General features: G+C 70.9%; 27 protein-coding genes. 11 read left to right on the forward strand and 16 right to left on the reverse strand.

Annotation, left to right across the window (positions count from 1 at the left end; translation table 11 throughout):
- Positions 1 to 52: 52 nt before the first annotated feature.
- From AC2SGK_RS06950 to AC2SGK_RS06965, 4 genes are all read right to left on the reverse strand, one after another.
- Positions 53 to 442, reverse strand: a complete 390-nt coding sequence (locus AC2SGK_RS06950) for an SRPBCC domain-containing protein (protein WP_488322861.1) — start codon at positions 440 to 442, stop codon at positions 53 to 55.
- Positions 443 to 545: 103 nt separating this feature from the next.
- A complete protein-coding gene (locus AC2SGK_RS06955) occupies positions 546 to 1388 on the reverse strand; it encodes a 3-oxoadipate:acetyl-CoA acetyltransferase (protein WP_488322862.1) in 843 nt (280 codons plus the stop codon).
- A 158-nt stretch (positions 1389 to 1546) separates the two neighbouring features.
- Entirely contained in the window at positions 1547 to 2371 is an 825-nt protein-coding gene (locus AC2SGK_RS06960; RefSeq protein ID WP_488322863.1) for an aldo/keto reductase, read from the reverse strand.
- Positions 2368 to 2535, reverse strand: a complete 168-nt coding sequence (locus AC2SGK_RS06965; RefSeq protein ID WP_488322864.1) for a hypothetical protein — start codon at positions 2533 to 2535, stop codon at positions 2368 to 2370. Before AC2SGK_RS06965 ends, AC2SGK_RS06960 begins: the two co-directional genes overlap by 4 nt.
- Positions 2536 to 2612: 77 nt before the next feature.
- Between AC2SGK_RS06965 and AC2SGK_RS06970 the strand changes: the two genes are divergently transcribed.
- Entirely contained in the window at positions 2613 to 3218 is a 606-nt protein-coding gene (locus AC2SGK_RS06970) for a TetR family transcriptional regulator (RefSeq protein ID WP_488322865.1), read from the forward strand.
- A 19-nt stretch (positions 3219 to 3237) separates the two neighbouring features.
- On the opposite strand, the gene AC2SGK_RS06975 is transcribed toward AC2SGK_RS06970, so the two are convergent.
- The 5 genes from AC2SGK_RS06975 to AC2SGK_RS06995 all read right to left on the reverse strand — a co-directional run bounded on the left by AC2SGK_RS06975 (position 3238) and on the right by AC2SGK_RS06995 (position 7145).
- Positions 3238 to 3576 (reverse strand): lysozyme inhibitor LprI family protein, encoded by a 339-nt coding sequence (locus AC2SGK_RS06975; RefSeq protein ID WP_488322866.1) that lies wholly within the window; start codon positions 3574 to 3576, stop codon positions 3238 to 3240.
- Positions 3577 to 3675: 99 nt separating this feature from the next.
- A complete protein-coding gene (locus tag AC2SGK_RS06980) occupies positions 3676 to 4992 on the reverse strand; it encodes a TRAP transporter large permease (RefSeq protein ID WP_488322867.1) in 1317 nt (438 codons plus the stop codon).
- Positions 4992 to 5546, reverse strand: coding sequence for a TRAP transporter small permease subunit (locus AC2SGK_RS06985; RefSeq protein WP_488322868.1), 555 nt, complete (start codon positions 5544 to 5546; stop codon positions 4992 to 4994). Before AC2SGK_RS06985 ends, AC2SGK_RS06980 begins: the two co-directional genes overlap by 1 nt.
- 52 nt (positions 5547 to 5598) lie before the next feature.
- On the reverse strand, positions 5599 to 6618 hold the full coding sequence (locus AC2SGK_RS06990; RefSeq protein WP_488322869.1) for a TRAP transporter substrate-binding protein: 1020 nt from the start codon (positions 6616 to 6618) through the stop codon (positions 5599 to 5601).
- Positions 6615 to 7145: a gluconokinase gene (locus AC2SGK_RS06995; protein WP_488322870.1), complete on the reverse strand. Its 531-nt coding sequence runs from the start codon at positions 7143 to 7145 to the stop codon at positions 6615 to 6617. Before AC2SGK_RS06995 ends, AC2SGK_RS06990 begins: the two co-directional genes overlap by 4 nt.
- A gap of 97 nt (positions 7146 to 7242) precedes the next feature.
- Between AC2SGK_RS06995 and gntR the strand changes: the two genes are divergently transcribed.
- Positions 7243 to 8262, forward strand: a complete 1020-nt coding sequence (gntR, locus tag AC2SGK_RS07000; RefSeq protein WP_488322871.1) for an HTH-type transcriptional regulator GntR — start codon at positions 7243 to 7245, stop codon at positions 8260 to 8262.
- A 15-nt stretch (positions 8263 to 8277) separates the two neighbouring features.
- On the opposite strand, the gene AC2SGK_RS07005 is transcribed toward gntR, so the two are convergent.
- On the reverse strand, positions 8278 to 8748 hold the full coding sequence (locus tag AC2SGK_RS07005) for a deaminase (protein WP_488322872.1): 471 nt from the start codon (positions 8746 to 8748) through the stop codon (positions 8278 to 8280).
- 130 nt (positions 8749 to 8878) lie between these two features.
- On the opposite strand from AC2SGK_RS07005, the gene AC2SGK_RS07010 reads away from it, so the two are divergent.
- Both AC2SGK_RS07010 and eutC read left to right on the forward strand, forming a co-directional pair.
- Positions 8879 to 10243: an ethanolamine ammonia-lyase subunit EutB gene (locus AC2SGK_RS07010; RefSeq protein ID WP_488322873.1), complete on the forward strand. Its 1365-nt coding sequence runs from the start codon at positions 8879 to 8881 to the stop codon at positions 10241 to 10243.
- Positions 10240 to 10959: an ethanolamine ammonia-lyase subunit EutC gene (gene eutC / locus AC2SGK_RS07015; RefSeq protein ID WP_488322874.1), complete on the forward strand. Its 720-nt coding sequence runs from the start codon at positions 10240 to 10242 to the stop codon at positions 10957 to 10959. Before AC2SGK_RS07010 ends, eutC begins: the two co-directional genes overlap by 4 nt.
- 4 nt (positions 10960 to 10963) lie before the next feature.
- Here the strand turns inward: eutC and AC2SGK_RS07020 are convergent, their stop codons facing one another.
- Positions 10964 to 12118: an iron-containing alcohol dehydrogenase gene (locus AC2SGK_RS07020; protein WP_488322875.1), complete on the reverse strand. Its 1155-nt coding sequence runs from the start codon at positions 12116 to 12118 to the stop codon at positions 10964 to 10966.
- A 60-nt stretch (positions 12119 to 12178) separates the two neighbouring features.
- Positions 12179 to 12589 (reverse strand): CopM family metallochaperone, encoded by a 411-nt coding sequence (gene copM, locus AC2SGK_RS07025; protein ID WP_488322876.1) that lies wholly within the window; start codon positions 12587 to 12589, stop codon positions 12179 to 12181.
- 201 nt (positions 12590 to 12790) lie between these two features.
- Here copM and AC2SGK_RS07030 point away from each other — a divergent pair, with 201 nt between their 5' ends.
- A complete protein-coding gene (locus tag AC2SGK_RS07030; RefSeq protein ID WP_488322877.1) occupies positions 12791 to 13627 on the forward strand; it encodes a DUF1206 domain-containing protein in 837 nt (278 codons plus the stop codon).
- A 6-nt stretch (positions 13628 to 13633) separates the two neighbouring features.
- Here the strand turns inward: AC2SGK_RS07030 and AC2SGK_RS07035 are convergent, their stop codons facing one another.
- Together AC2SGK_RS07035 and AC2SGK_RS07040 are read right to left on the reverse strand one after the other, a co-directional pair.
- Positions 13634 to 14200 carry a pyridoxamine 5'-phosphate oxidase family protein gene (locus tag AC2SGK_RS07035; RefSeq protein WP_488322878.1) on the reverse strand — a complete coding sequence of 189 codons (567 nt, stop codon included), beginning with the start codon at positions 14198 to 14200 and terminating at the stop codon, positions 13634 to 13636.
- Positions 14197 to 15156, reverse strand: a complete 960-nt coding sequence (locus tag AC2SGK_RS07040) for an acetamidase/formamidase family protein (protein ID WP_488322879.1) — start codon at positions 15154 to 15156, stop codon at positions 14197 to 14199. The genes AC2SGK_RS07035 and AC2SGK_RS07040 overlap by 4 nt, the downstream gene beginning before the upstream one ends.
- Before the next feature lie 155 nt (positions 15157 to 15311).
- On the opposite strand from AC2SGK_RS07040, the gene AC2SGK_RS07045 reads away from it, so the two are divergent.
- Positions 15312 to 16601: a PQQ-dependent sugar dehydrogenase gene (locus AC2SGK_RS07045; RefSeq protein ID WP_488322880.1), complete on the forward strand. Its 1290-nt coding sequence runs from the start codon at positions 15312 to 15314 to the stop codon at positions 16599 to 16601.
- Positions 16602 to 16704: 103 nt separating this feature from the next.
- Here AC2SGK_RS07045 and AC2SGK_RS07050 read toward each other — a convergent pair whose 3' ends face one another.
- On the reverse strand, positions 16705 to 18108 hold the full coding sequence (locus AC2SGK_RS07050) for a ferredoxin reductase family protein (protein WP_488322881.1): 1404 nt from the start codon (positions 18106 to 18108) through the stop codon (positions 16705 to 16707).
- A gap of 109 nt (positions 18109 to 18217) precedes the next feature.
- Between AC2SGK_RS07050 and AC2SGK_RS07055 the strand changes: the two genes are divergently transcribed.
- Complete coding sequence (locus AC2SGK_RS07055) at positions 18218 to 18931, forward strand: cytochrome c oxidase assembly protein (protein ID WP_488322882.1); 714 nt, start codon at positions 18218 to 18220, stop codon at positions 18929 to 18931.
- Positions 18928 to 19437 carry a CopD family protein gene (locus AC2SGK_RS07060; RefSeq protein WP_488322883.1) on the forward strand — a complete coding sequence of 170 codons (510 nt, stop codon included), beginning with the start codon at positions 18928 to 18930 and terminating at the stop codon, positions 19435 to 19437. Before AC2SGK_RS07055 ends, AC2SGK_RS07060 begins: the two co-directional genes overlap by 4 nt.
- Here the strand turns inward: AC2SGK_RS07060 and AC2SGK_RS07065 are convergent.
- A complete protein-coding gene (locus AC2SGK_RS07065; RefSeq protein WP_488322884.1) occupies positions 19413 to 19946 on the reverse strand; it encodes a DUF2231 domain-containing protein in 534 nt (177 codons plus the stop codon). The two genes, AC2SGK_RS07060 and AC2SGK_RS07065, sit on opposite strands and share 25 nt — an antisense overlap.
- Positions 19947 to 20009: 63 nt before the next feature.
- Between AC2SGK_RS07065 and AC2SGK_RS07070 the strand changes: the two genes are divergently transcribed.
- From AC2SGK_RS07070 to AC2SGK_RS07080, 3 genes are read left to right on the forward strand one after another with little or no spacing between them, the layout of a single operon-like run.
- Positions 20010 to 20669 (forward strand): cytochrome c oxidase subunit II, encoded by a 660-nt coding sequence (locus AC2SGK_RS07070; RefSeq protein ID WP_488322885.1) that lies wholly within the window; start codon positions 20010 to 20012, stop codon positions 20667 to 20669.
- Positions 20666 to 23215 (forward strand): cytochrome c oxidase subunit I, encoded by a 2550-nt coding sequence (gene ctaD / locus AC2SGK_RS07075; protein ID WP_488322886.1) that lies wholly within the window; start codon positions 20666 to 20668, stop codon positions 23213 to 23215. The genes AC2SGK_RS07070 and ctaD overlap by 4 nt, the downstream gene beginning before the upstream one ends.
- Positions 23215 to 23529, forward strand: a complete 315-nt coding sequence (locus AC2SGK_RS07080) for a hypothetical protein (RefSeq protein ID WP_488322887.1) — start codon at positions 23215 to 23217, stop codon at positions 23527 to 23529. Before ctaD ends, AC2SGK_RS07080 begins: the two co-directional genes overlap by 1 nt.
- The last annotated feature ends 2 nt before the right edge of the window (positions 23530 to 23531 follow it).

Raw genomic sequence — 23531 nt, forward strand, 5'->3', positions numbered from 1 at the left:
CGGCACAGCCGAGGTCGCCCGCGTCGCCTGAACCTAAAGGGGAAAGGGGAAGTCACGCCTCAAGCCGCCTTTCTGCAACAACGCCCTGCTGGTCGCGCGGATGGTCGCCTTCGGGGTCGAACCGGATGCGCACGCGGGTGCCCTCTCCCTCCGGCAGGAACTCGACCACGGCGGCGCGGTCGCCGAAGGCATAGTCGATCCGCCGATTCTCTACGACCGCCGTATAGATGCCCTCGAAATCGAAGCCCATGCTGCCGTCCCGCGCCTCCATCCGCGACGAGAACGTCCCGCCCGGCCGCAGATCCGCCCGCGCCGCCGGACAGTGCCAGTCGTCCGAGGCGAAGTTCCACCGCCGGACATGCTCGGGGTCGGTATAGGCCACCCAGGCCATGGCGGGTGGCGCGGCGGTCACCGCCTCGATCTCGATCCGATCCTCGGTCATGGCAGATCCTCCTGTCCTGGTGCCACGCGCCGATTAGGCACCGGCAGCCGGCACGGATCAACGGTCGCCGCAGCGGGTCGGCGCGGAACCGCCGCGCAGGCCGTCACGCCGCGGCGACCTCGGGCAGGCCCAGGATCGCGCGGGCCTCCCGCCAGGTCGCGACGGGCCGCTCATGGCGGTCGCACAGCTCCGCCACCCGCCGGACCAGCGCGGCGTTGGAGGGCGCCAGCCGCGTGCGGTCCAGGCGCACGTTGTCCTCCAGCCCCGTGCGCGCATGGCCCCCGGCGGCCACCGCCCATTCGTTCAACACGATCTGGTTCGCGCCGATCCCCGCCGCGCACCAGGGCGCATCCGCGCCGAACAGCCGCCGCATCGTCGCGATGTAGAAGTCGAACACCGCCCGGTCGGCCGGCATGGCGTTCCTGACCCCCATCACGAACTGCACATAGGGTCGGGTCGTCAGCCGCCCGTCGCGCCACATCGCATGGGCCTGCAGGATATGGGACAGATCGAAGGCCTCGATCTCGGGCATGACGCCATGGGCCGCCATCTGCGCGGCCAGCCAGTCGACCAGCTCGGGGCTGTTCTCATAGACGCGGGTCGGAAAGTTGTTCGACCCGACCGACAGGCTGGCCATGTCCGGCCGCAGCGGCAGCATGCCGCCCCGCTCGCGGCCCGCACCCGACCGCCCGCCGGTGGACAGCTGCACGATCATGCCGGGGCAGTGGCGGCGGACCCCCTCCAGCAGCAGGGCAAAACGGTCGGGGTCGCTGGTGGGCCGGCCCGCGTCGTCGCGGACATGGGCGTGGACGATGGCGGCGCCGGCCTCGAAGGCCTCGTGGGTCGATTCGATCTGCTCGGCGACGGTGACGGGAAGGGCCGGGTTGTCGGCCTTGGTCGGAACGCTGCCGGTGATGGCCACGCAGATGATGCAGGGGTCGGACATCGGAAAGTATCGTCTCCTTGTTGGCATCCGGGCGACGGGCGGAGAGATCGCCGCGACGGGTGGATCAGGGATGGCCCCGGACGCGCGCCATTGTCCCCGCTCCGGCCGCGGATGTCGATGTCCTGCCGGTCGGGTCCGGGCGTGTTAGGTCCATGTGGTCAGGTCCGTTGGGGCATCACCGCGTCGGGATAGCGGGCGCCGAACCCGCCCGACGGCAGGATCGCCGCGATCCGGCGCAGATCCCCGTCCGAGAGCGTCAGCCGTGCCGCGCCGACATTCTCCTCCAGCCGGGCGATGCCGCGCGTGCCCGGGATGGGGACGATGTCGTCGCCCTGCGCCAGAAGCCAGGCCAAGGCCAGCTGCGCGACCGTCGCGCCGCGCGCATGGGCCAGTTCGGACAGCGCGCGTACCGCGGCCAGGTTTCGTTCGAACGCGCCGGGCTGCCAGCGGGGATCGTGGCGGCGCATGTCGTCGGGATCATGCAGGGCAGCCGGTCGCGCCGTTCCGGTCAGGAAGCCGCGACCGAGCGGGGCATAGGGGACGAAGCCGATGCCAAGTTCCCTGAGCAGCGGAAAAAGCCCTTCGACATCGCGTTCGAACAGCGAATACTCGGTCTGAAGCATCGCGACGGGCTGGACCGCATGGGCGCGGCGGATAGTGGTGGGCCCCGCCTCGCTGAGGCCGAAGTGCCCGACCTTGCCCGCCCGGATCAGGTCGCCCACCGTGCCCGCCACATCCTCGATCGGCACGGCCGGGTCGACCCGGTGCTGATAGAGGACATCGACGTGATCCACCCCCAGATGGCGCAGGCTGCTGTCCAGCACCTGCCGGATATGGTCGGGGCGGCTGTCCAGGCCATAGTCGCGCGTCCAGCCGAACTTGGTCGCGATCACCACCGCGTCGCGCACCGGGGCCAGCGCTTGGCCGACGATGCGTTCGTTCAGGCCCCAGCCATACATCTCGGCGGTGTCGAAGAAGGTCACGCCGATCTCAGGGCGCCCCGGATCGTGGCAAGCGCGTCGCTGGCGGCGTCCGCCCCGTAGAAGTCGGTGATGCCCATGGCTCCGTAGCCGATGGCCGACACGACCGGCCCGTCGCGACCAAGGCGGCGGCGGGGCAGGATGCTCTCTTGACGTCGGACGTCCATGGTCGTCTCCTCCGCGGGCCGGGCCGTTTTTGGCACTTGGCGTATGATATGGCACTGGGTGCCACTATAAGCATGGAGTGTCACTGCCTGTGACGCCTGCCGATCCCGGCCGTTCGCTGCGCACGATCAAGGCCGAGGCCGTGGCCGCCGCCATCGCGGAGACCGCTTTTGCCCTCTTCGAGGCGCGGGGGTTCGATCGCGTGACCGTCGACGAGATCGCCGCGGCCGCGGGCATCTCGCGGCGCAGCTTCTTTCGCTACTTCGCAACGAAGGAGGATGTAGTGGTCGCAGGCCACGCCGCCTTCGGGGCCGCGATCCTTCAGGCCGTGGCGGCCCGGCCCGTGGACGAGGATGTCTGGCTGTCGCTGCGGCGCGGTCTGGACGTGCTGGTCCGCAGCGTCGACCGCGACCCCGAGGGCGCGGCACGGACCATGCGCGTGGTCAATGCCACCGCCAGCCTGCGCGCCCACACGCTGGAAAAGCACGGGGCCTGGGCGGTCCAGCTGTCGCCCGAGATCGCGCGCCGCCTTGGCGATGCGGATGCGCGGCGGCTGGAGGCGGATGCACTGGTCCATGCCGCCTTCGCCTGCCTGGACGCCGCGCTGGCGCATTTCACCCCCGGCCGGGACGCGTCCCTAGGCCAGGGGCTGGACCGGGCCTTCGACGCACTGCGCCCGCGCTGATCGCGGTCCGGCGCGACGATCAGTCGGCGCGGGGCAGCGGGCAGGCCAGATCGCCCTCGGGGCAGTCCAGAAGGCCCTCGAAATCGGCGACGCGCCGCAGGGTCAGATCCGCCAGACAGGCGCGCAGGGCCATCGGGGCGGCGCTTCCGTCGATGCCGCCGGTCCGAAAGCGGCACTCGGCGTCGCGGAAGGTGATCCAGGCGCGCTGCGCCGCGACCAGCCGGTCCCGACCCGCCGCGTCGTCGCCGATCCGCGCCGTCATGCTGCCGTAAAGCGCGTTCAGCCGGGCATCGGGCGTCTGCGCGGCCGCGCCGGTCGGCAGGGCCGAGAGGATGGCGCAAAGAAGAAGAGGTCTCATGATGGTCCTGTCCTGATGGAATGTCGGAGACGGGCGGGACATGCCCCGCCCGTCCCCGGACCGTCTGCGCCGCGACGGTTGCGCCAGGATGAAGGCCCGTCAGTACATCGCCAGGGCCGGGAACAGGATCAGCATCCCCACCGCCAGGATCTGCAGCCCGATGAAGGGCAGCAGGGCGCGGAAGATCTCTCCCAGAGAGATGTCCGGCGGGGTCACCGATTTCAGGTAGAAGGCGGCAGGCCCGAAGGGCGGCGACAGGAAGCTGACCTGCATGTTCATCGCGAACAGCACCCCGAACCAGACCGGGTCGTATCCCAGGCCGACGATGATCGGCACAAAGATCGGCATGGTCAGCAGCGCGATGCCGACCCAGTCCAGGAACATGCCCAGCACGAACAGGATCGCCATCATGAACAGGATGATGACCGTCGGGTTGTCGCTGATCCCGGTGATCAGCCCCGAGACGAAGTTAATCCCGCCCATCAGGTTGAAGACGCCGACCAGCGCGGATGCGCCGATGCCGATCCAGACGATCATGCCGACCGTCTGCAGCGTCTGCATGGCCGCGCCGCGCAGCAGGTCCCAGGTGAACTCGCCCCGGATCACGGTCGAGAGCAGGACCCCCGCCACGCCCACGGCGCTGGCCTCGGTCACGGACGCGATGCCGCCATAGATCGAGCCAAGCACCATGATGACGACCAGGATCGGCAGGAACAGCCCCTTGAGCAGGCGCAGCTTTTCGGCCCGGGGCACGCGCGCGGTGACGGCGGGCGGCACGTCGCCCGGCGTCAGCCAAGCCCGCGCCAGGACATAGGACACATACAGCAGCGCCAGCATGATGCCGGGGATGAAGGCCGCCGTGAACAGATCGCCGATCGACACGTTCGCGGTCAGGCCATAGATGATCAGCACGATCGACGGCGGCACCATGGTCCCCAGGCTGCCGCCCGCGCAGACGACGCCGATGGCCAGCTTGCGATCATAGCCATGCGCCAGCATCTGCGGCAGCGCGATCAGGCCCAGCAGGACGACCTCTCCGCCGATGATGCCCGACATGGCGGCCAGGATGACGGCCACGAAGATGGTCTGGACCGCGACGCCGCCGCGGATGCGGCCGCCGACCAGGCGCATCGCCTCGAACAGGTCGCGGGCGATGCCGCTGCGGTCCAGGATCGCGGCCATCAGCACGAACATCGGCACTGACACGAAGACGAAGCTGGACACGAAGGTGTAGACGCGGCTGGTGATCAGCGGCACCACGTTCGGGCCGAACCAGCCGAGCGCGAAGATCAGCGTGACCAGCAGCGTGACGAAGGCCAAGGGGATGCCCGTCAGCAGCAGCAGCAGCAGCAGCGCGAAGAGGATGCCCGTCCCGGCCTCGATCCCCAGGGATTGCAGCGAACCGAAGATCTCCATCAGCGGGCTCCCCTGTGCCCGCGGGCATAGTTGACGGTCAGGATCGCGAATTGCAGCGCCATGACCGCCAGCGCCACCATCAGCAGCACCTTGAGCACGCCCGGATAGGCCGGGTTCCAGGCCGAGCCCGAGGTCTCCAGGTGAAAGCTGCCGTCGGGACGCCAGGCCGACCGTTTGACCATCTGCCAGGCCGCCCAGGCAAAGGCGCCCGAGGACAGGCCGCAGACCGCAGAGATGAGGATGTCGGCCACGCGCCGCGCGGCGTGCGGCAGCAGGTCATAGACCAGCACGACCCGGATGTGGCGGTCGCGCGCGGTGCACAGCAGACCCCCATAGACGAAGGAGATCGCGCAGAGGAACACCGTCGTCTCATGCGCCCAGATCGTCGGGCGGCCGAACACGTATCGCAGCACGACCTCCTGGATCAGGATCAGCATGGCGACCACCAGCCCCAGGGCCGGGATGATCGCCAGCCGGTCGATCACCCGGCCAAGGCGCCCCGATTGGGGCACGGCCTCGTGTTCCTCGCGCGCAATGGCTTCGGTTGCGTCCATCATCTCCTCCTCCCTGGATGGGACCGGGCGCGGACGCCCGGTCCGGCGGCGCTTACTGCACCAGGCCCTTTTCGGTCAGGTATGCGGTCAGCGCGTCATAGACCTGCTGCGCCGCGGGCGACTGGCTGGCGACCTTCTCCCATTCGCCCATGGCGATGGCGCGGAACTTGGCGCGCTCCTCGGCGGGCCAGTCGTGGATGGTGATGGTGCCGCCGGCCTCGGCCTCGGCCACGGCGGCCGCATCGGCCTCGGCCAGCGCCGCGACCTGCACGCGGGCGAAGTCGCGCACCGACTGCGTCATGAGCTGCTGCAGATCCTCGGGCAGGGCGTCCCATTTCGCCTTGTTCATGGAGATCTCGACCAGGGGCATGGAATGGAAGCCCGGATAGACGGGATGGGGCGCGACCTCGTTCAGGCCTTGGGCTTGGTTGGTGGACAGCACGCTGTAATCGGCCGCGTCGATGACCTTCTTGTCCAGCGAGGTGAAGACCTCGGAGCCGGGCAGGTTCACCGGTGCCGCGCCTGCGGCGGCAAAGACCGACTGGACCAGCCCTTCGGGCGCGCGGATCTTGACGCCGGCCAGATCATCGACCCCGTCCAGCGGCACGGCGCTGACCAGCGCCTCAAGCCCGGGCGTGGTGGCGCCGATGAACTGCAGGCCGTAGGGGTTCATGATCTGGTTCAGCAGCTCGGCCCCGCCGCCGTTCTCGACGAAGTCCAGCATCTGCTCGGGGTCCGACCAAGCGCCGACCGGGTTACCCATCAGCCCGAAGGCCGGGTCCTTGCCCGAGAAATAGGACAGGTCGGTCACATGCCCGTCCAGGATGCCCGTGGCGATGGCGTCCTGCGTCTCGTTATGGGCGACGATGGATTCGACCGGCATCAGGTCGATGGCGATGCGGCCGCCCGACTTTTCGGCGACATCCGCGGCCCAGCCCTGCTGGAGGACGAAGTTGGGGTTGCCCGAGGGGTCGGACGACTGAAAGCGCAGGCTGAACTCCTGCGCCATGGCGGGCGCGGCCAGGGCCAGCGCGGCGCCGGCCGACAGCAGGAAACGGGTCATCTTGGTCATGGTCTCTCTCCTCCGGTTGAAACTGGGCGCGGGTCGGTCAGGGACGCCACCGCGCGGTCGATGATCTGGTCCGCAGGCAGCGCCACGTCGATCCACAGCGCGCCCTCGGCGGCGGGATCGGGGGGCTGCAGCGCGGCCAGCTGGCTGTCGATCAGGCTGGCGGGCATGTAATGACCCTGCCGTGCGGCCATGCGCGCCGCGATCAGGTCGCGGTCGCCGTGCAGGAACACGATGTCGAAGGGTCCCGCCCCGGCGCGCAGCCGGTCGCGATGCGCCATGCTGAGGCCCGAACAGGCCAGCACCGCCCGCGCCGGGGCGGTGGCCGCCGCCACGCCAAGCCGGTCCAGCCAGCCCCACCGCATGTCGTCGGTCAGGGGCCGGCCCGCGCGCATGCGATCCACGCTGGCCTGGTCGTGATACAGGTCCGCCTCGATGAAGCTGCCGCCGATGCGGTCGGCGATGCCGCGGGCCACGGTCGACTTGCCCGTGCCGCAGATGCCCATGACCAGAATCGGCCGCGCCTTCATGATGTCTCCTCCCGATGACAGCGCAATCATGCATGACAGCGCTGTCATCGGTCAAGCCGCTTTCTTTTTCCGCCGCCACGGCTAATCTGGCGCGATCATGAGCAAAACGCCCCGGATCACGCTATCCGAAGTCGCCCTGGCTGCCGATGTCAGCCCTATCACCGTCTCGCGTGCCCTGCGCGACCCCTCCAAGGTGTCGCCCGAGGCGCGCGACCGGATCACGCGCGCGATCCGCGATCTGGGCTATGTGCCGAACCCTGCGGCGCGGGCCTTGGCCTCGGGGCGCACCGACATCGTGGGGGTCATCATCCCTTCGGTCAGCAACAACGTCTTTGCCGATGTGATGCGCGGCATCGACGAGGGGCTGCAGGGCAGCCCCCTGGTCGTGCAGCTGGGCACCACGCGCTATTCCCCCGTGACTGAGGAACAGCTGATCCGCGTGTTCCTGTCGCAGCGACCGGCCGGGCTGATCGTCGCGGGCCATGACCAGTCGCCCGCGGCCCGCGCCCTGCTGGCGAGCGCCGAATGCCCGGTGGTGCAGATCATGGAGGTTGGCCCCGACCCGATCGACCTGGCCGTGGGCCTGTCGCATTTCGACGGGGCGCGGGCCGCGGCGGAGCATCTGCTGGCGCAAGGATACCGCGCGCCGGCCTTTCTGGGCGCGCAGATGGACCCGCGCAGCCAGCGCCGCCTGGCCGGGTTCCGCGCCTGTCTGGAGGGCGCCGGGCTGGCGGGCGGCGACCCGGTCGTCACCACGCCCGAGCCGTCATCGGTCAGCTTGGGCTGCCGGCTGTTCGCGGACCTGATGGCGCGGTTGCCACGGACCGACGCGGTCCTGTGCAACAATGACGACCTTGCGCTCGGGGTGCTGTTCGAGGCGCGGCGGCGCAACATCGCGGTGCCGACCCGCCTCGGCATCTGCGGCTTCAACGATCACGAGATGATGGCCGCGGCCGAGCCGCCCATCACCTCGGTCGCGACCGACCGGATGGCCATGGGCCGCCATGCGGTGACCCTGATCCGCGACCGGCTGCGCGGTCCGGGCGCGCCGCGCGGGCATGCGGTCGATCTGGGGTTCCGGCTGATCCCGCGGGCCAGCACCCGCCGCACGGGCTGATCCGGCCTGCTGCCGTCAGGTCGTGCGCGCGCGGAACCGCGCCTGCAGTTCGCGCACGCGGTCATCCAGGCCGGCGACGGGTCCCGTGGTCGGGATGCCGGGCGCGACCTGGCCGATGTCCAGGGGCGTGACCGGGAACGACGCGGCGCCGAACTCCTCCAGCCAGCCGACCAGCTGCCGGGTGGAGCTGGCATAGACGATCGGTCCCAGCCCCGCCCAGGCATGGGCGGCCGCGCACATCGCGCAATGCTCGCCCGAGGTATAGACGGTGCAGCCCCGGCGCACATCCTCGGGCAGGGTCCGCGCGGCCCATTGCGCCAGCTCCAGCTCGGGGTGCCGGGTCGGGTCCTGCGTCACCGCATGGTTGCGCGCCTCGCGCATCACGGTGCCGTCGGGGCCGACCAGGACCGAGCCGAAGGGCGCGTCGCCCGCCTCCAGCGCCTCGGCGGCTAGCGCGATGCAGCGTTCCAGATGCGTCCTGTCCATGATGGGTCCTCTTTTGGCGTCAGTCCCGAGTCGAACGCGCGGGATAGGCTGCTAGGTCCCGCGGGGGGCTGGACCTTCGCGGCGGAATGGCGCCAACTGGCGGCGTCGGACCGGACAGAAAGGGGACAGGATGGCACTGAGGGCCGTGGTGCGGGGCGAACGCTTTGCCTTTGCCGACCTGCGCGCGGTGCTGGCCGCCGCCTCGCCCGAACGGTCGGGCGACCAGCTGGCCGGGATCGCGGCCGAGAGCGCCTTGCAGCGGGTGGCGGCGCGTCGGGTGCTGATGGACTTGGCCCTGACCGACCTGCTGGACAACCCGCCCGTCCCCTACGAGATCGACGAGGTCACGCGGCTGATCGTCGACGGCCATGACGCGGCGGCCTTCGCCCCCCTGCGCGCGATGACCGTGGGCGATCTGCGCGACTGGCTGCTGTCGCCCGCAGCCGACGCGGTGGCGCTGGCGGGGGTCGCGCGCGGCCTGACGCCCGAGATGGTCGCGGCCGTCAGCAAGCTGATGCGCAACCAGGACCTGATCCGCGTGGCGCGCAAGGCGCGCGTGACGACCGCCTTCCGCAACACCATCGGCGGCGCGGGACGGCTGGCGTCGCGCCTGCAGCCGAACCACCCGGCCGACGATCCGCGCGGCATCGCGGTCGCGGTGCTGGACGGGCTGCTGCAGGGCGCGGGCGACGCGGTCATCGGCATCAACCCGGCCTCCGACAGCCTGGCCAACGGCCACGATCTGCTGGTGGCGCTGGACGAGATGCGCCAGGCGCTGGCCATTCCCACCCAGACCTGCGTGCTGACCCATGTCACGAACGCGCTGGAGCTGGTCGGGCGCGGCGCGCCGGTCGATCTGATCTTCCAGTCGGTCGCGGGCAGCCAGGCCGCGAACGAGGGCTTTGGCATCACCCTATCGCTGCTGGCCGAGGCGCGCGAGGCGGGCCTGTCGCTCAAGCGGGGCACCGTCGGCCAGGACGTGATGTATTTCGAGACCGGCCAGGGCTCGGCCCTGTCGGCCGAGGCGCATCACGGCGTCGATCAGCAGACGATGGAGGCCCGCGCCCAAGCCGTCGCCCGCGCCTTCGGGCCGCTGCTGGTGAACACGGTCGTGGGCTTCATCGGGCCGGAATACCTCTATGACGGCAAGCAGATCATCCGCGCCGGGCTGGAGGACCATTTCTGCGGCAAGCTGATGGGCCTGCCGATGGGTGTCGATGTCTGCTACACCAACCATGTGGAGGCCGATCAGGACGACATGGACACGCTGGCCACGCTTCTGGCGCAGGCCGGCGTCGGTTTCCTGATCGCGGTGCCGGGGGCCGATGACGTGATGCTGGGCTATCAGAGCCTGGCCTTCGAGGACATCGCATACTTGCGCGAGGTGACCGGCCTGCGCCCGGCGCCGGAATTCGAGCGCTGGCTGCAGGATTTCGGCCTGGACGCGCGGGCCGACACGGTGTCGCTCGCGCGCCGCTTGGGGCTGCCGGCATGAGCGGGCTGGACCGTCCGCGCCTGGCCGCGCTGACCCCGGCGCGGGTCCGGCTGGAGGCCGGGGCGGGGCCCACGCGGCTGGCCGACCTGCTGACCTTCCAGGAGGATCACGCCGCCGCCCGCGACGCCATCCACGGCAGCGTGGACTGGGCCGCGCTGGAACGCGGCCTGGCCCCCCTGCCCGTCCTGCATGCGGCCAGCCGGGCGACCGACCGCGCCACCTATCTGCGCCGCCCCGATCTGGGCCGCCAGCTGGCCGAAGGCGCCCTGCCGCGCAGCGCGCCGCCCCTGCAGGTGGTCATCGGCGACGGCCTGTCGGCCCCGGCGGTCATGGCGCAGGCGGTGCCCCTGATGCGGGCGCTGGCGGTGCATCTGCCGGAACTGGCGGACCGGCCGGTGGTGCTGGCGCAGGGCGCGCGGGTGGCGCTTGGCGACGCGATCGGGGCCGCGATGGGCGCGGGCATGGTGCTGATGCTGATCGGAGAGCGGCCGGGCCTGTCGGTCGCAGACAGCATGGGCGCCTATCTGACGCTGAACCCGCGGCCGGGGCTGCGCGACAGCGCGCGCAACTGCGTATCGAACATCCATGCCCGCGGCGGCCTGTCCGCCGATGATGCCGCGCGCCGGCTGGCCTGGCTGGTGGCCGAAGGCCGCCGGATCGGGGCGACCGGCGTCGCGCTGAAGGATGACAGCGACCGCCCGCGGCTGACGCCCTGACCGCTCAGAACGCCGCGCGGTAGAGGGCCAGCGCCGCGGCCTCGTCCACAGGCACCGGATTGTTCTGCAGCAGACGCGTCTGCAGCATGGCGTCGCGGGCCAGGCGCGGCAGGCTGTCCTCGGGCACGCCCACGTCGCGCAGGCGGCGCGGCGCGCCGGAGCGGTCCATCAGATCCTCCATCGTCGCAACAAAGGCCTGCGCGCGCTGCTCCGCCGGGCCGGAACCGGGCGCGCCCACCACTTCGGCCAGCTCCGCATAAAGCGGCGCGGCGGCCGCCATGTTGTGGCGCAGCACCGGACCCAGCATCAGCGCGTTGGTCAGCCCGTGCGGCAAATGGAAATGCCCGCCAAGCGGATAGGCCAGCGCATGGACCGCCGCGACCGGGCTGTTCGAGAAGGCCTGCCCCGCCATGGCGGCCCCCAGCAGCATTCCCTCGCGCGCGGCGCGGTCGGTCCCGTCGCGGCAGGCGGTGGGCAGGTGGCGCGACAGCAGGCGCAGCGCCTCGCGCGCGAAGATGTCGGAGAGCGGATTCTTGCGGTGCCGCCCGGTATAGGCCTCGATCGCGTGGACCATGGCGTCGATGCCGGTGGCGGCGGTCTGCTGGGGGGGCAGGCCGACCGTCAGCGCCGCATCCAGCAGCACCCGGTCGGCGTAGAGCCTGTCGGACACGATCCCCATCTTGGTCGTGCCGCCGGTGGTCAGGATGGTGATGTTGGTGACCTCGGACCCGGTCCCGGCGGTGGTCGGCACCTGCACCAGCGGCAGGCGCGGCCCGGTGACCTTGCCGATGCCGTAGAGCTCGGACAGCGGCTGTTCGCCCGCCAGCATCACCGCGACCAGCTTGGCCACGTCCATGGACGACCCGCCCCCCAGGCCCAGCACGACATCCACCCCCGCCGCCCGTCCTTGGGCGACGCAGGTGCCGATCAGCGCCTCGGGCGGGTCGGCCACGACCGCATCGAACACCGCCACCGCAAAGCCATGCGCGGCCAGCGACGCCTTGGCCGGGTCCAGCACGCCCATGCGGTGCAGATGCGCGTCGGTCACGATCAGCACCGACCGCGCCGCGAACCAGTCCGCCATCAGCGCGCCCAACCGCGTCGCCCCGCCCCATTCGACGCGGATCGACCCCGGCGTGTCGAAGGAAAACTCTGTCATCGTCGCCCCCTGTCCCTGTCGGTCCAGAAGACAGCGCCGCGACGCGATCCGCAAGCCGCCTCAGCGGTCGTGTTCGGCCAGCCAGGCCTCCATCATGTCGATCTCGGCCTGCTGCGCGGCGATGACCTCCTCGGCCAGCGCGCGGACCTCGGGGTCGGTGCCGTGCTCCAGCACGATGCGCGCCATGTCGATGGCGCCCTGGTGATGCGGGATCATGCCGCGCATGAAGTCCACATCCGCGTCGTTGGTATAGTCCACGGCCATGTTCTCGTGCATCTCGGCCATGGCCTCGCGATAGGCGGTCGTGGCGGGCGTGTCGCCGGGTTGCGCCTCGGGCGCGGTCATCGCGCCGTGGGCGGAATGGTCCATCTGCGCCGTCCCGCCATGGGCGGAATGGTCCATCGCCTGCTGGGCCAGCGCGGGCGTGGCCAAGGCAAGGGTCGTCAGCAGGACGGCAAGGGATCTCTTCATGGCGTGAACTCTCCGTTTTGATGTCGGACAGGAAACCCCGTCCATCGCCGGAAGTTCAATGGCGGCACGACACTGTGACCGTCCGCTCCCGGCCACCGACGGGTCTTTCAGGCGGACCCAAACGGGCGGGCGCCGTGTTGTGCCCCCGAACGATCCGGCCGGGCGCAGGCCATGACGCGCGGATCACCACGGGGGACGGACATGAACGATCGGACATCACGAAAGCTGGGCTGGGCCATTCCGGTCATGCGCGTGGGCTATGGCGGGCGGGGGCTGGTCTATCTGGCGGTGGCCGGGGCCTCGCTCTATTCGCTGAGGCGCGGCGGGCAGGCGCAGGACACAGGCGAGGCGCTGGACTGGCTCGACGGCAGCTGGGGCGGCGGGGTGCTGCTGTTCCTGATCCTGCTGGGGATGCTGGCCTATGCGATCTGGCGCGTCCTGGACGCCGTCTTCGACCTGGAGGATTACGGCACCGACGCCAAGGGCATCACCGCGCGCCTTGGCATGATCGTCACCGGCGCGGCGCATCTGGCCATCGGCGTCACGGCCTTTTCGCTGCTCTTCGCGGGTGGTGACGGAGAGGAGGGGTCCAGCATCCCGCGCCATGTCGGCACGGTCATGTCCTGGCCCTTGGGGCGCTGGCTGGTCGCGCTGGCGGCGGTGGTGATCATCGGCGCGGGCGGGCACTATCTGCGCCAGGGCTGGCGGAACGAATACCGCAAGCACTTGCAGGCCAACCGCTTCACCACCCGCTGGAACATGGTGCTGAAGGCCGGGGTCATGGCGCAGGGCGCGGTCATCGCCATCGTCGGCCTGCTGTTCGCCTTCGCGGCCTGGCGCGTGGACCCCAGCCAGGCGGGCGGCGTGGGCGAGGCCTTCTCCTGGCTGGCTGGCCAGAGCCACGGGCGGCTTCTGGTCATCGCCATCTGCCTGGGCCTGGTCGGCTTTGCGGTCTTCTGCTTCGTCAACGCGGCCTATCGGATCGTGCCGAAGGTGGCCGAGCCCGACCTGCGCAGCCTGGCCGATCTGGTGCGCTGAGCCGCCTCACGGCGCCAGCCATTCCCCGCGCCAGTCCGTCCCGCACCGCCACCGCGCGCGGCGGTGCCGCTGGCCCAGATGCACCGCGTCGATCGCCAGCACGTCTAAGCGCAACACCGCGAAGGCCGCCGGATCGGCGGGCTTGTCATAGGCCAGCGCATCGGCGATGGGCGTGCCGGGCGCGGGCCGGGTGCCATAGCTCTGCCGCGACGGGTCGGGCACGCGCGCCCAGATGGCCGCGACCGCATCGCCGGTGAGGATGGTCGCACGCGCCTCGATCCGGGTCTGCAGATGCGCGCCCGCGTCCCAGACATGCAGCGCGACCTGCGGGTTGGCGCGCAGATCGGCGATCTTGGCCGAGTGGATGTCGGTATGCACCTCCAGCAGCCGGGCCTCGGGGTCGGCGGCGCGCAGCACCACGGTGCGCGCCTGAGGCATGCCCGCTGGCGTCACCGTGGCCAGCACCGGGTGGCGCGCGGCGGCGTGCCGGTCGGCCACCCCGCGCTGCAGGCGCAGCCAGACCTGATCGTGCAGGCTCTCCAGCCCCGCCGCCCAAGGGTGCGGGTCCCTCATTCGAAGACCGAGCGCGGGAAGTAGAAGGACACAACCCAGTTCGGCATGTCCACGATCTCCGAGATCCGCAGGTCGCCGCAGGTCGAGACCAGCATGTAGGCCTCGACCGCGGGCATGCCGTGGCGCGCGCAGAGCAGCTCGACCATCTGCTGGACCGCCTGGCGCGCGCCGGTCATCAGGTCGGGGCCGATGCCGGTAGTGACCTCGTATCCCTTGGCATCCAGATGCGGCGTGACCGGGCCGGGCGTGGTAAAGCGCGGCATGGCCAGGTTCGCGCCCTTGACCAGGTCCAGCGTCAGGACGACATCCATCGGGCTTTCGATGGCGGTGCCGCAGACCTCTCCGTCGCCCTGCGCGGCATGGGTGTCGCCGACGGAGAACAGTGCCCCCGCCACCTCGACCGGCAGATACAGCTCCGCCCCGCGGGACAGGTCGCGGATGTCCAGATTGCCGCCCGTGCGGCGCGGCGGGACGATGGAATGGGTGCCGGGTTCCGCCAGGGCCACGCCGATCGTGCCGGCAAAGGGCTTCAGCCCGACCCGGCCATGCGTCCCCCACAGCGCCGGGGCCAGCGTGCCTGCGTCATAGCGCCATTGCGTCAGCGCCGGTTCGGGGAACTGGTCGGCCAGCAGGCCGAAGCCCGGAATGTTGGCGGTCCAGCCCCAGCCCTGCCCATCCTGGGCCTGCGGGGCGAAATCGACCAGGGTGATCTTCAGCGCGTCGCCCGGCTCGGCCCCGTCCACGCGGATCGGGCCGTTGACCGGGTTGATGCGCGCGAAATCCAGGCCCGCGATGTCGGCGGCGGTGCTGTCGCGGCTCAGCTGTCCGCCCGAGGCCTCCAGGCATTCGACCCGCAGCGTCGTGCCGGGGGCGACGGTCTCGACCGGGGTCAGGCCGTTATCCCAGCCCATGTGATGGCGGGCGGCGTGGATGGTATGGGCGCATCGGTTGCACATCGCGGGGCTCCTGTCATGGCTGGCCGTTCATGGTGGCGCGGCGGGGCGGCGCTTGCAACCGGGGGGCGGTCGGGCGAAAGGCCGCGGGCCGGTCGGTTTGACGCCGCCGAAATGCCCGCTAGAGTGTCGGCTGCATATCAGGCGGGGGGCGGATCATGGACATTCTGGCACGGGCGACGGCACTGGTCGGGGGCGCGATGGTGGCGATGCGGCGCCGCAACGCGCCGCGCGTCCAGGCGGTGGGCACCGCCCCCGCCATTCCCGAGGCCAGGCCGCAGGGCATCATGACGCTGAAGATGCCGGTCGCGGGGGGCTGGCTGAACGGGCATGTGCCGGATGCGGCGCCGGGCCTTCGGGTCAACGCCTTCGCCACCGGCCTCGACCATCCCCGCTGGATCGAGGTCCTGCCCAACGGCGACGTGCTGGTCGCCGAATCGAAGGAGCAGCCCGCCAAGCCGCGCAGCCTGATGGACCATGCGGCCCAGGCCACGATGCGCCGCGTCCGCGCCATCGGCGACAGCGCGAACCGCATCACCCTGTGGCGCGACGCGGATGGCGACGGGGTGGCCGAACAGCGCCACGTCTTCCTGGAGAACCAGAACCAGCCCTTCGGCATGGCGCTGGCGGGCGATCGGTTCTTCGTGGGCAATACCGACGGCATCGTCGAGTTCCCCTATGCGCAGGGTGCCACGCGCATCGACGCGCCGGGGCGGCGGCTGACGACCTTCAAGCCGAACGGCCACTGGACGCGCAGCCTGATCCTGTCGCCGGACGGGCGCAGCCTCTATGCGGGCGTCGGTTCGCTGAGCAATATCGGCGATCACGGCATGGAGGCCGAGGAAGGCCGCGCCGCCATCTGGCATCTGGACCTGGAGACGGGCCAGTCGCGCATCTTCGCCAGCGGGCTGCGCAATGCCGTGGGCATGGCTTGGGAGCCCGCGACCGGCGCGCTGTGGACGGTGGTGAACGAACGCGACGGGCTGGGGGACGAGACGCCGCCCGACTATTTGACCTCGGTCCGGGACGGGGGCTTCTACGGCTGGCCCTACTGCTACTGGGGGCAAACGGTGGACGACCGAGTGCCGCAGGATTCCGGCCTGGTCGCGCGCGCGATCACGCCGGACTATGCCTTGGGCGGTCACACCGCGTCGCTTGGCCTGTGCTGGATGCCCGCGGGCACCCTGCCCGGCTTCCCGGACGGCATGGTGATCGGCCAGCACGGATCGTGGAACCGATCGACGCTCAGCGGCTATCGGGTGATCTTCGTGCCCTTCGCGGATGGCAGGCCCTCGGGCGCACCGCGCGACATCCTGACGGGGTTCCTGTCGCCCGACGAACGCACGGCCTTCGGCCGGCCGGTGGGCGTCACCATCGGCGCGGACGGCCGCTCGCTGCTGGTGGCCGATGACGTGGGCGACGTGATCTGGCGCGTGACGGGGGCCTGAGGCCCCCTCAGCCGGTCAGGATCAGCGCGGTGGTCACGGCCGCCGCCAGCGTCACGGCGATCAGCGTCAGGGCCAGGATCAGGGCAAGGCGCGGTCGCATCGCTCACACCATCTCGAAGATTTCGCTGTGGATCGCGGACAGCGGCACCCCCATCCCCCGCAGCGCCTTGCGCGCGGCGGCCAGCATGGGGGCCGGCCCGCACATCATGTGCGGCCAGTCGCGGCTGTCCTGCGGCAGGTGCCGCGCCAACAGATCGGCATCGACGCGGCCACGGACGCCGCGATGTGGCGCGGGGTCCCAGCCCTCCGGCGGGTTTTCGATCACATGGGTCACGGTCAGGTCGATGTCGCGGGCGATCCGCTCCAGATCGCGGCGGAAGGCGATCTCCTCCCAGCTGTCATTGGCGTAGATCAGGTGGACCGGGCGCGGATCGCGGCGCTCCTGCATCGCGTGCAGGTTGGCCAGGATCGGCGTGATGCCGACCCCGCCCGCGATCATCACGAAGCCCGGCGCATCGGCCTCGCGGTCGATGCTGAAGACGCCATAGGGGCCGTCGATCCAGGCCGTCGTGCCGACCGGCGTGCGCGCCAGACGCGCGCTGTCATCACCCAGGGGCTTGATGGAGAAGCGGATCTCGGGACCCTTGTCCGGCGCGGTCGAGATGGTGAAGGGATGCTCGCGCAGCGAGAACGGCCCCTGCCCCACCGACAGCCAAGCGAACTGCCCCGGCAGCCAGTCGCGCAGCGGCCGCCCCTGCGGCTCCAGGACCAGGCTGCGGATGCCGTCGCCCTCGTCGCGGTTCTCGACCACGCGCCAGGGGTTGCGGGCCTGATGGATCGGGCGCAGCACGCGGGTGTGCAGGATCAGCCCGGCCCAGGCCAGCGTCGCGCCCAGCCAGAGCGCCCGGGTCACGGGTTCCGCAGTCAGATGACCCGCTCCCAGCACATGCCAGATCGCCGCCGCGAAGCCGGTCAGCGCCAGCCCCAGATGCAGCCGACGCCACCACAGATAGTCCAGCCCGACCCGCTTGCGCAGCTCGGAACTGGCGATCAGCGTCAGGAAGCACAACAGCGCCACCCGCCCCGCCGTCATGTGCAGCGGCGCCTGCAGCGGGTTCAGCACCCCCATGTCGTCCTGATGCCAGACATAGAGCATCCCGAAATGCCCCAGCATCAGCGCCACCGCCCCCCAGCTGAGGAAGCGGTGAAAGACCGGCAGGATGTCCGCGCCGAAGGGCCGGGTCAGCGGCTTCAGCCGTCCGGTCAGCGCGAACTGCATCGCGATCAGCGCCAGCGCGCCGAAGCCCAGGGTAAAGGCCAGGTTGCGCGTCAGCGGATCGCCCCGCGGCGGGTCCCCGGCCAGGATCACCGCGAAGGGCAAGAGCAGCGCGGCGAGGGCCAGCGCGACCCAGCCCGCCGCCTGCGCACGCACGGCCCAAGGCGCGTCCGCCGCATCGACATGGCGGGCGGGATGGGTGGCGGGGCGGTCGGTCTGGGGTCGGTCCATGCGGCGGCAACGCAACGCCGGGCGCATTGTTCCGCCCCGGGCAGGGAACCCGATGCGCAGGGCGTTGTTGGGAAAGGACTTTGCCCGCCCCCCGCACCCGCCTGACAGGATGACGCCCATGCCCTATTGCGGCCCCGCCCCGGTGCCCGACCAGCTGTGGCGCAGCTGGAACCTGGACCCTGCCGTCCTGATCGGACTGGCCCTGCTGGCCCTGTGGCTGATGCGGCGCGATCAGAGGGGGGCGGGCATGCTGGCGGTGGCGGCGCTGGCAGTGGCCTTCGTCTCGCCGCTCTGCGCGCTGACGGTGGCGCTGTTCTCGGCGCGGACGGTGCATCACCTGCTACTGATCGCGGTGGCCGCCCCGGCGCTGGCGGTGGCCTGGCCCGCGATGGCGCGGGTGCCGGCCGGCCTGTCGCTCGCGGCGCTGACAGGCGCGATGATCGCGTGGCACCTGCCCGATCTCTATGCCGCGATCTGGGCGTCGGACGGGCTCTACTGGCTGATGCAGGCGGCGATGCTGCTGCCGGCCTGGGCGTTCTGGTCGGCCGTTCTGGCCCCCCGCCCCACCGCGCCCGAGGCGCTGCGCCGCGCCGGGCTGATCGGCGGCCTGGCCGGGGTGATGGGGCTTCTGGGTGCGGCTCTGACCTTCGCGCCCGCGATCCTTTATGTCCCGCATCTGGGCACGACGCTGCCTTGGGGCCTGCCGCCGCTGGCGGACCAGCAGCTGGCGGGGCTGATCATGTGGGTGCCGGGCTTTGTCCCCATGGCGGCCATCGCGGCGCTGATCCTGGGCCGGGCCTGGCGGGCCGAGGTCGCACGATGATGGTGGCCGCGCTGAAATACCTGCATCTGGCGGCGATGCTGTGCTGGTGCGCGGCGCTGGTCGCGCTGCCGGTGCTGCTGCATGTCTATGGCGCGATCTGGCGGCGCCATTCCGGCAGCGGCCAGACCGAGGCGCGCTATGCCGAATTCCGGCTGATCACGCATTACGGCTATATCGGCTTCGCGACCCCCGCGGCGGTCATCGCCATCGCGGCAGGTACGGCGCTGATCTTTGCGGGGCAGGTGTTCGACCTGTGGTTCGTGGCCAAGCTGGCTTTGGTCGCGGGGATGACGCTGGTCCATGCCTGGATCGGCCATCTGGTCCTGTCGTCCGGAGAGAACCGGGGCCTGCACCGCATGCCCTCGGCGCTCTGGGGTCTGTGGCTGGGCCTGCCGCTGATGGCCGGGGTGCTGTGGCTGGTCCTGGCCAAGCCGGACCTGGCCTGGACCGAGGACTGGCTGCCCGGCTTCCTTCTGGAACCCTATGGCGCGGAGGCCCGGCCATGATCGCGCTTGGTCCCGATCTGATAGTCGAAGACCAGCTTGCCGCCGTGCCAGCCAGTGATCCCGGTCATCAGCGCGGTCAGCGCCGACAGCAGGATGCCCCAGGGCAGCACCGCCCCCTGCGGCTCGGGCAGCCGATAGCCCCAGTTCAGCCCCAGAAGCGACAGCAGCATCACCGCCAGGATGAAATGCGTCCAGCTGGAGGCGCGGATGCGGATGCCGGGCACCATCAGCAGCTCGATCGTGCCCGCGATGCCGGCCAGCACGCCCAGACCGAAGGCCGCCCCCGTGGCCCACAGCGCGACCCGCGGCCAGAACGCGTCCGCGGTCAGCCAGTACATCGCATCCGCCCCCAGGGTGGAGAAGGCCAGCGCGATGGGAAAGGCCACCATCATCGCATGCAGCGGATGGCCGGACAGGGCGATCTTGGTCTCGGTGTCGTTGAAGGCGACATGCTCCTCGATCGGGTCGGACAGGCGGCGGCGCTGTTTCCAGCTGCGTTTCTGGCGCATGTTATCTCTCGCTTGGTCAGGGGGTTGCGGGGCATGGGGCCAAGGCACAAGGTTTGGGCGGCGTTGACGGTTCCCCTGCTGGGCGGATGCGACCGCGCGCTGAGCACGCTGGCCCCCGCCGGACCCGCCGCCCGCGACATCGCGACCCTGTGGTGGACAATGCTGGCCGGATCGGCGGCGATCACCGCGCTGGTCCTGACGCTACTGGTCGCGGCGGTGCGCAACAACGGCGCGCGGCGGTCCGAACGGGTCTGGATCTGGGGCTGGGGCCTGGGGTTCTCCATGGCGGTGCTGACGGTGCTTCTGGGCCTGTCGCTGTGGCTGGGGGAACGGATGCTGGCCCGGCCCGACGGCGCGCTGCGCATCGAGGCGCGCGCGGCGCAATGGGGCTGGCGCTTCGTGCAGCCCGGTCCCGACGGCCGGCCGGTCGCGACGCGCGACACGCTCTATGTCCCGGCGGGCCGCGACTTCGACGTGGTCCTGGAGGCCGAGGACGTGATCCACAGCTTCTGGGTCCCGCAGCTGGGCGGCAAGATGGACGCGATCCCCGGCCACACCAACATCCACCGCCTGCGCGCCGACCGCCCCGGCACCTTCGAGGGGCTCTGCGCCGAATTCTGCGGGCTGGGCCACAGCGCGATGCGCTTCACCGTCGTGGCCTACGACCCCGCGGGTCCCGTCCCCGACATGTCCGACCATCAGATCGCGGAGCCGCGCCCATGACCCCGCGTCCAGACCACGCCATCGCCCCCCTGGACCCGATGTTCACCGATCACGACATCGCCCCGAACCCCGCGCAGCGCGCCCTGGCCCTGCACCGGGAACTGGACCGGGCCTGGGCGGACGAGCCGGGCTGGCGGGGCTTCCTGTCCTCGGTCAATCACGGCACGATCGGGCTGCGCTTCATGGCGACGTCCTTCGTCTTCTTCGCCATCGGCGGCGTGCTGGCCATGCTGATCCGCGCGCAGCTGGCCACCCGCGACGGCGCCTTCCTGGACGTGGAACTCTACAACCAGATCTTCACGATGCATGGCAGCATCATGATGTTCCTCTTTGCCATCCCCATGCTGGAGGGACTGGCGCTGTGGCTTCTGCCCAAGATCCTGGGCGCGCGGGACATGGCCTTTCCGCGGCTCTCGGCGCTTGGCTACTGGTGCTATCTGTTCGGCGGCACGGTGATCGTGCTGTCGCTGGTCGCGGGGGTCGCCCCGCATGACGGCTGGTTCATGTACACGCCGCTGTCCGACCGCACCCATTCGCCCGGCATCAACGCCGATGTCTGGCTGCTGGGCGTCACCTTCGTCGAGATCAGCGCCATGGCCGCGGCGGTCGAGATCACCGTGACCATCCTGCGCTGCCGCGCCGCGCATATGCCGCTGACCCGGATGCCGCTGATGGGCTGGTACCTGCTGGGCACGGCGGCGATGATGCTGGTGGGCTTTCCGCCGCTGATCCTGGGGTCGATCCTGCTGGAGCTGCAGCGCGCCTTCGACTGGCCCTTCTTCGACATCGCGCGGGGCGGCGATCCGCTCTTGTGGCAGCACCTCTTCTGGCTGTTCGGCCACCCGGAGGTCTACATCATCTTCCTGCCCGCCGCGGGGGCGCTGTCCACGATCATCCCGATCATGGCGCGCACCACCATCCTGGGCTATGGCGCGATCGTGGCGGCCATCGCGGGGCTGGTGTTCCTGTCCTTCGGGCTCTGGGTGCATCACATGTTCACCGTGGGCATCCCGCATATGGCGCTGGCCTTCTTCAGCGCGGCATCGGCGCTGGTGGCGGTGCCCACGGCGGTGCAGGTCTTTGCCTGGATCGGCACGCTGTGGGACGGCAAGGTCAGCTTCCGCCTGCCGATGATGTACGTGATGGGCTTCTTCGTCACCTTCGTCATGGGCGGGCTGACCGGCGTGATGCTGGCCATGGTGCCCTTCAACTGGCAGGCGCATGACACGGCCTTCGTCACCGCGCATCTGCATTACGTCCTGGTGGGCGGCTTCGTCTTTCCGATGCTGGCCGCGGTCAGCTACTGGATGCCACTGATCTGCGGGCGCTGGCGGGTGCGGGGCCTGGGAGAGGCCGCGTTCTGGCTGATCCTGATCGGCTTTCACGGCACCTTCTTCCTGATGCACCTGACCGGGCTTCTGGGCATGCCGCGCCGCATCGCGACCTATCCGGGCAATCCCGAATGGGAATGGCTGAACCTGATCTCCTCGATCTTCGGGATGATCCAGGCGGCGGGGTTCGCGCTCTTCGCCTTCGACGTGGCCATGCAGGCGCTGTTCGGCCGGCGCAGCCGCCGCAACCCGTGGCACGCGCCGACGCTGGACTGGGCCATGCCGCTGCCCGCGCCCTCCTACAACTTCGCCTCGCTGCCCGGACCGCATCTGTCGGACGCCACCGCGCTCCTGCCCCTGGCGCGGGGCGAGGGGCTGCTGCCCGGCGCCCCGCGCGGCCTGCGCGAGACGCTGGTCATCGATCCGGCCAGCGGGCGGCCCGACCATGTCGCGGTTCTGGCGACCAGCACGCGGCTGCCGCTGTGGACCGCCGCCGCGATCGGCAGCTTCTTCGCGGCGATGCTGGCGGGGCTCTACTGGCTGGCGCCGGTGGGGATCGGGCTGACCATGCTGGCCGCTTGGCGGTGGGGCGCGATCATGGGGACCGACCGCGACCATGCCCCGGCCCAGGTCGCACCGGGCCTGACGCTGCCGCTGCACTATCAGCGCCGCGACACGCTGGCGCGGACCGGGGTTCTGGCGCTGCTGGTGGCGGACGGGACGCTCTACGCGTCGCTGCTGTTCGGACTGGGCTTTCTGACCGTGGTGGCACCGGGCTGGCCCGCCCCGGTCAGCGGGCTGGAGGCAGGCCCGATGCTGGCCGCGTCGCTTGTGGCGCTGGCGGGGATGGCCGCGGGCCGCATCGCCACCGGGCGGACCGAGGCCGCGCGCGGCACCCGGGCCGCCGTCACCTGGGCCGGTCTGGGGCTGGCCGGGTGCGGCGCGGCGCTTCTGGCGCTGGCGGCGCTGGCCTGGGGACTGGACGATCCGCGCGCCCATGCGCGCGACGCGCTCCGGGCGGTGGCCCTGGGCTTTGCGGGGGCGCATGGGCTGGTCTGCACCATGCTGGCGCTGCGCACCCTACGGGACGCGCAGACCGGCCGCATGGGCGGCGACCGTCGGGGTGCGGCCCCGGCCTGGGCGGCGTTCCAGGGGTTCTGGCTGGCGACATCGGCCCTGTCGGTCGCGGTCGTCGCCGCGCAGGAGGTGCTGTGATGGGCTGGGCCACGCGCGCCCTGGCGGGACCCGTGCTGTGGGCGGCGCTTTTCGCGCTGATCTATGCGCTGCACGGGACTGGCTGCGCCCTGGGGTGGACGGGCAGGCCGATGCTGCCCGGCGGGCCGGACCTGCACCGGGGCGCGATGCTGCTGGTCTGGCTGGCCGGGCTGTTGCTGCACGGGGTTCTGGTCCGCGCGCTGCCCAAGGGCCGGGGACGCGAGCGGCGCATCATCGCGCTGACGGCCTGGATCGGACTGGTCTCGACGCTGTTCACGCTGTTCCCGGTCGCGATCCTGACCACCTGCGGATGATA

The sequence above is a fragment of the Paracoccus sp. NIOT.M2S5SZ12 genome (assembly GCF_057748165.1).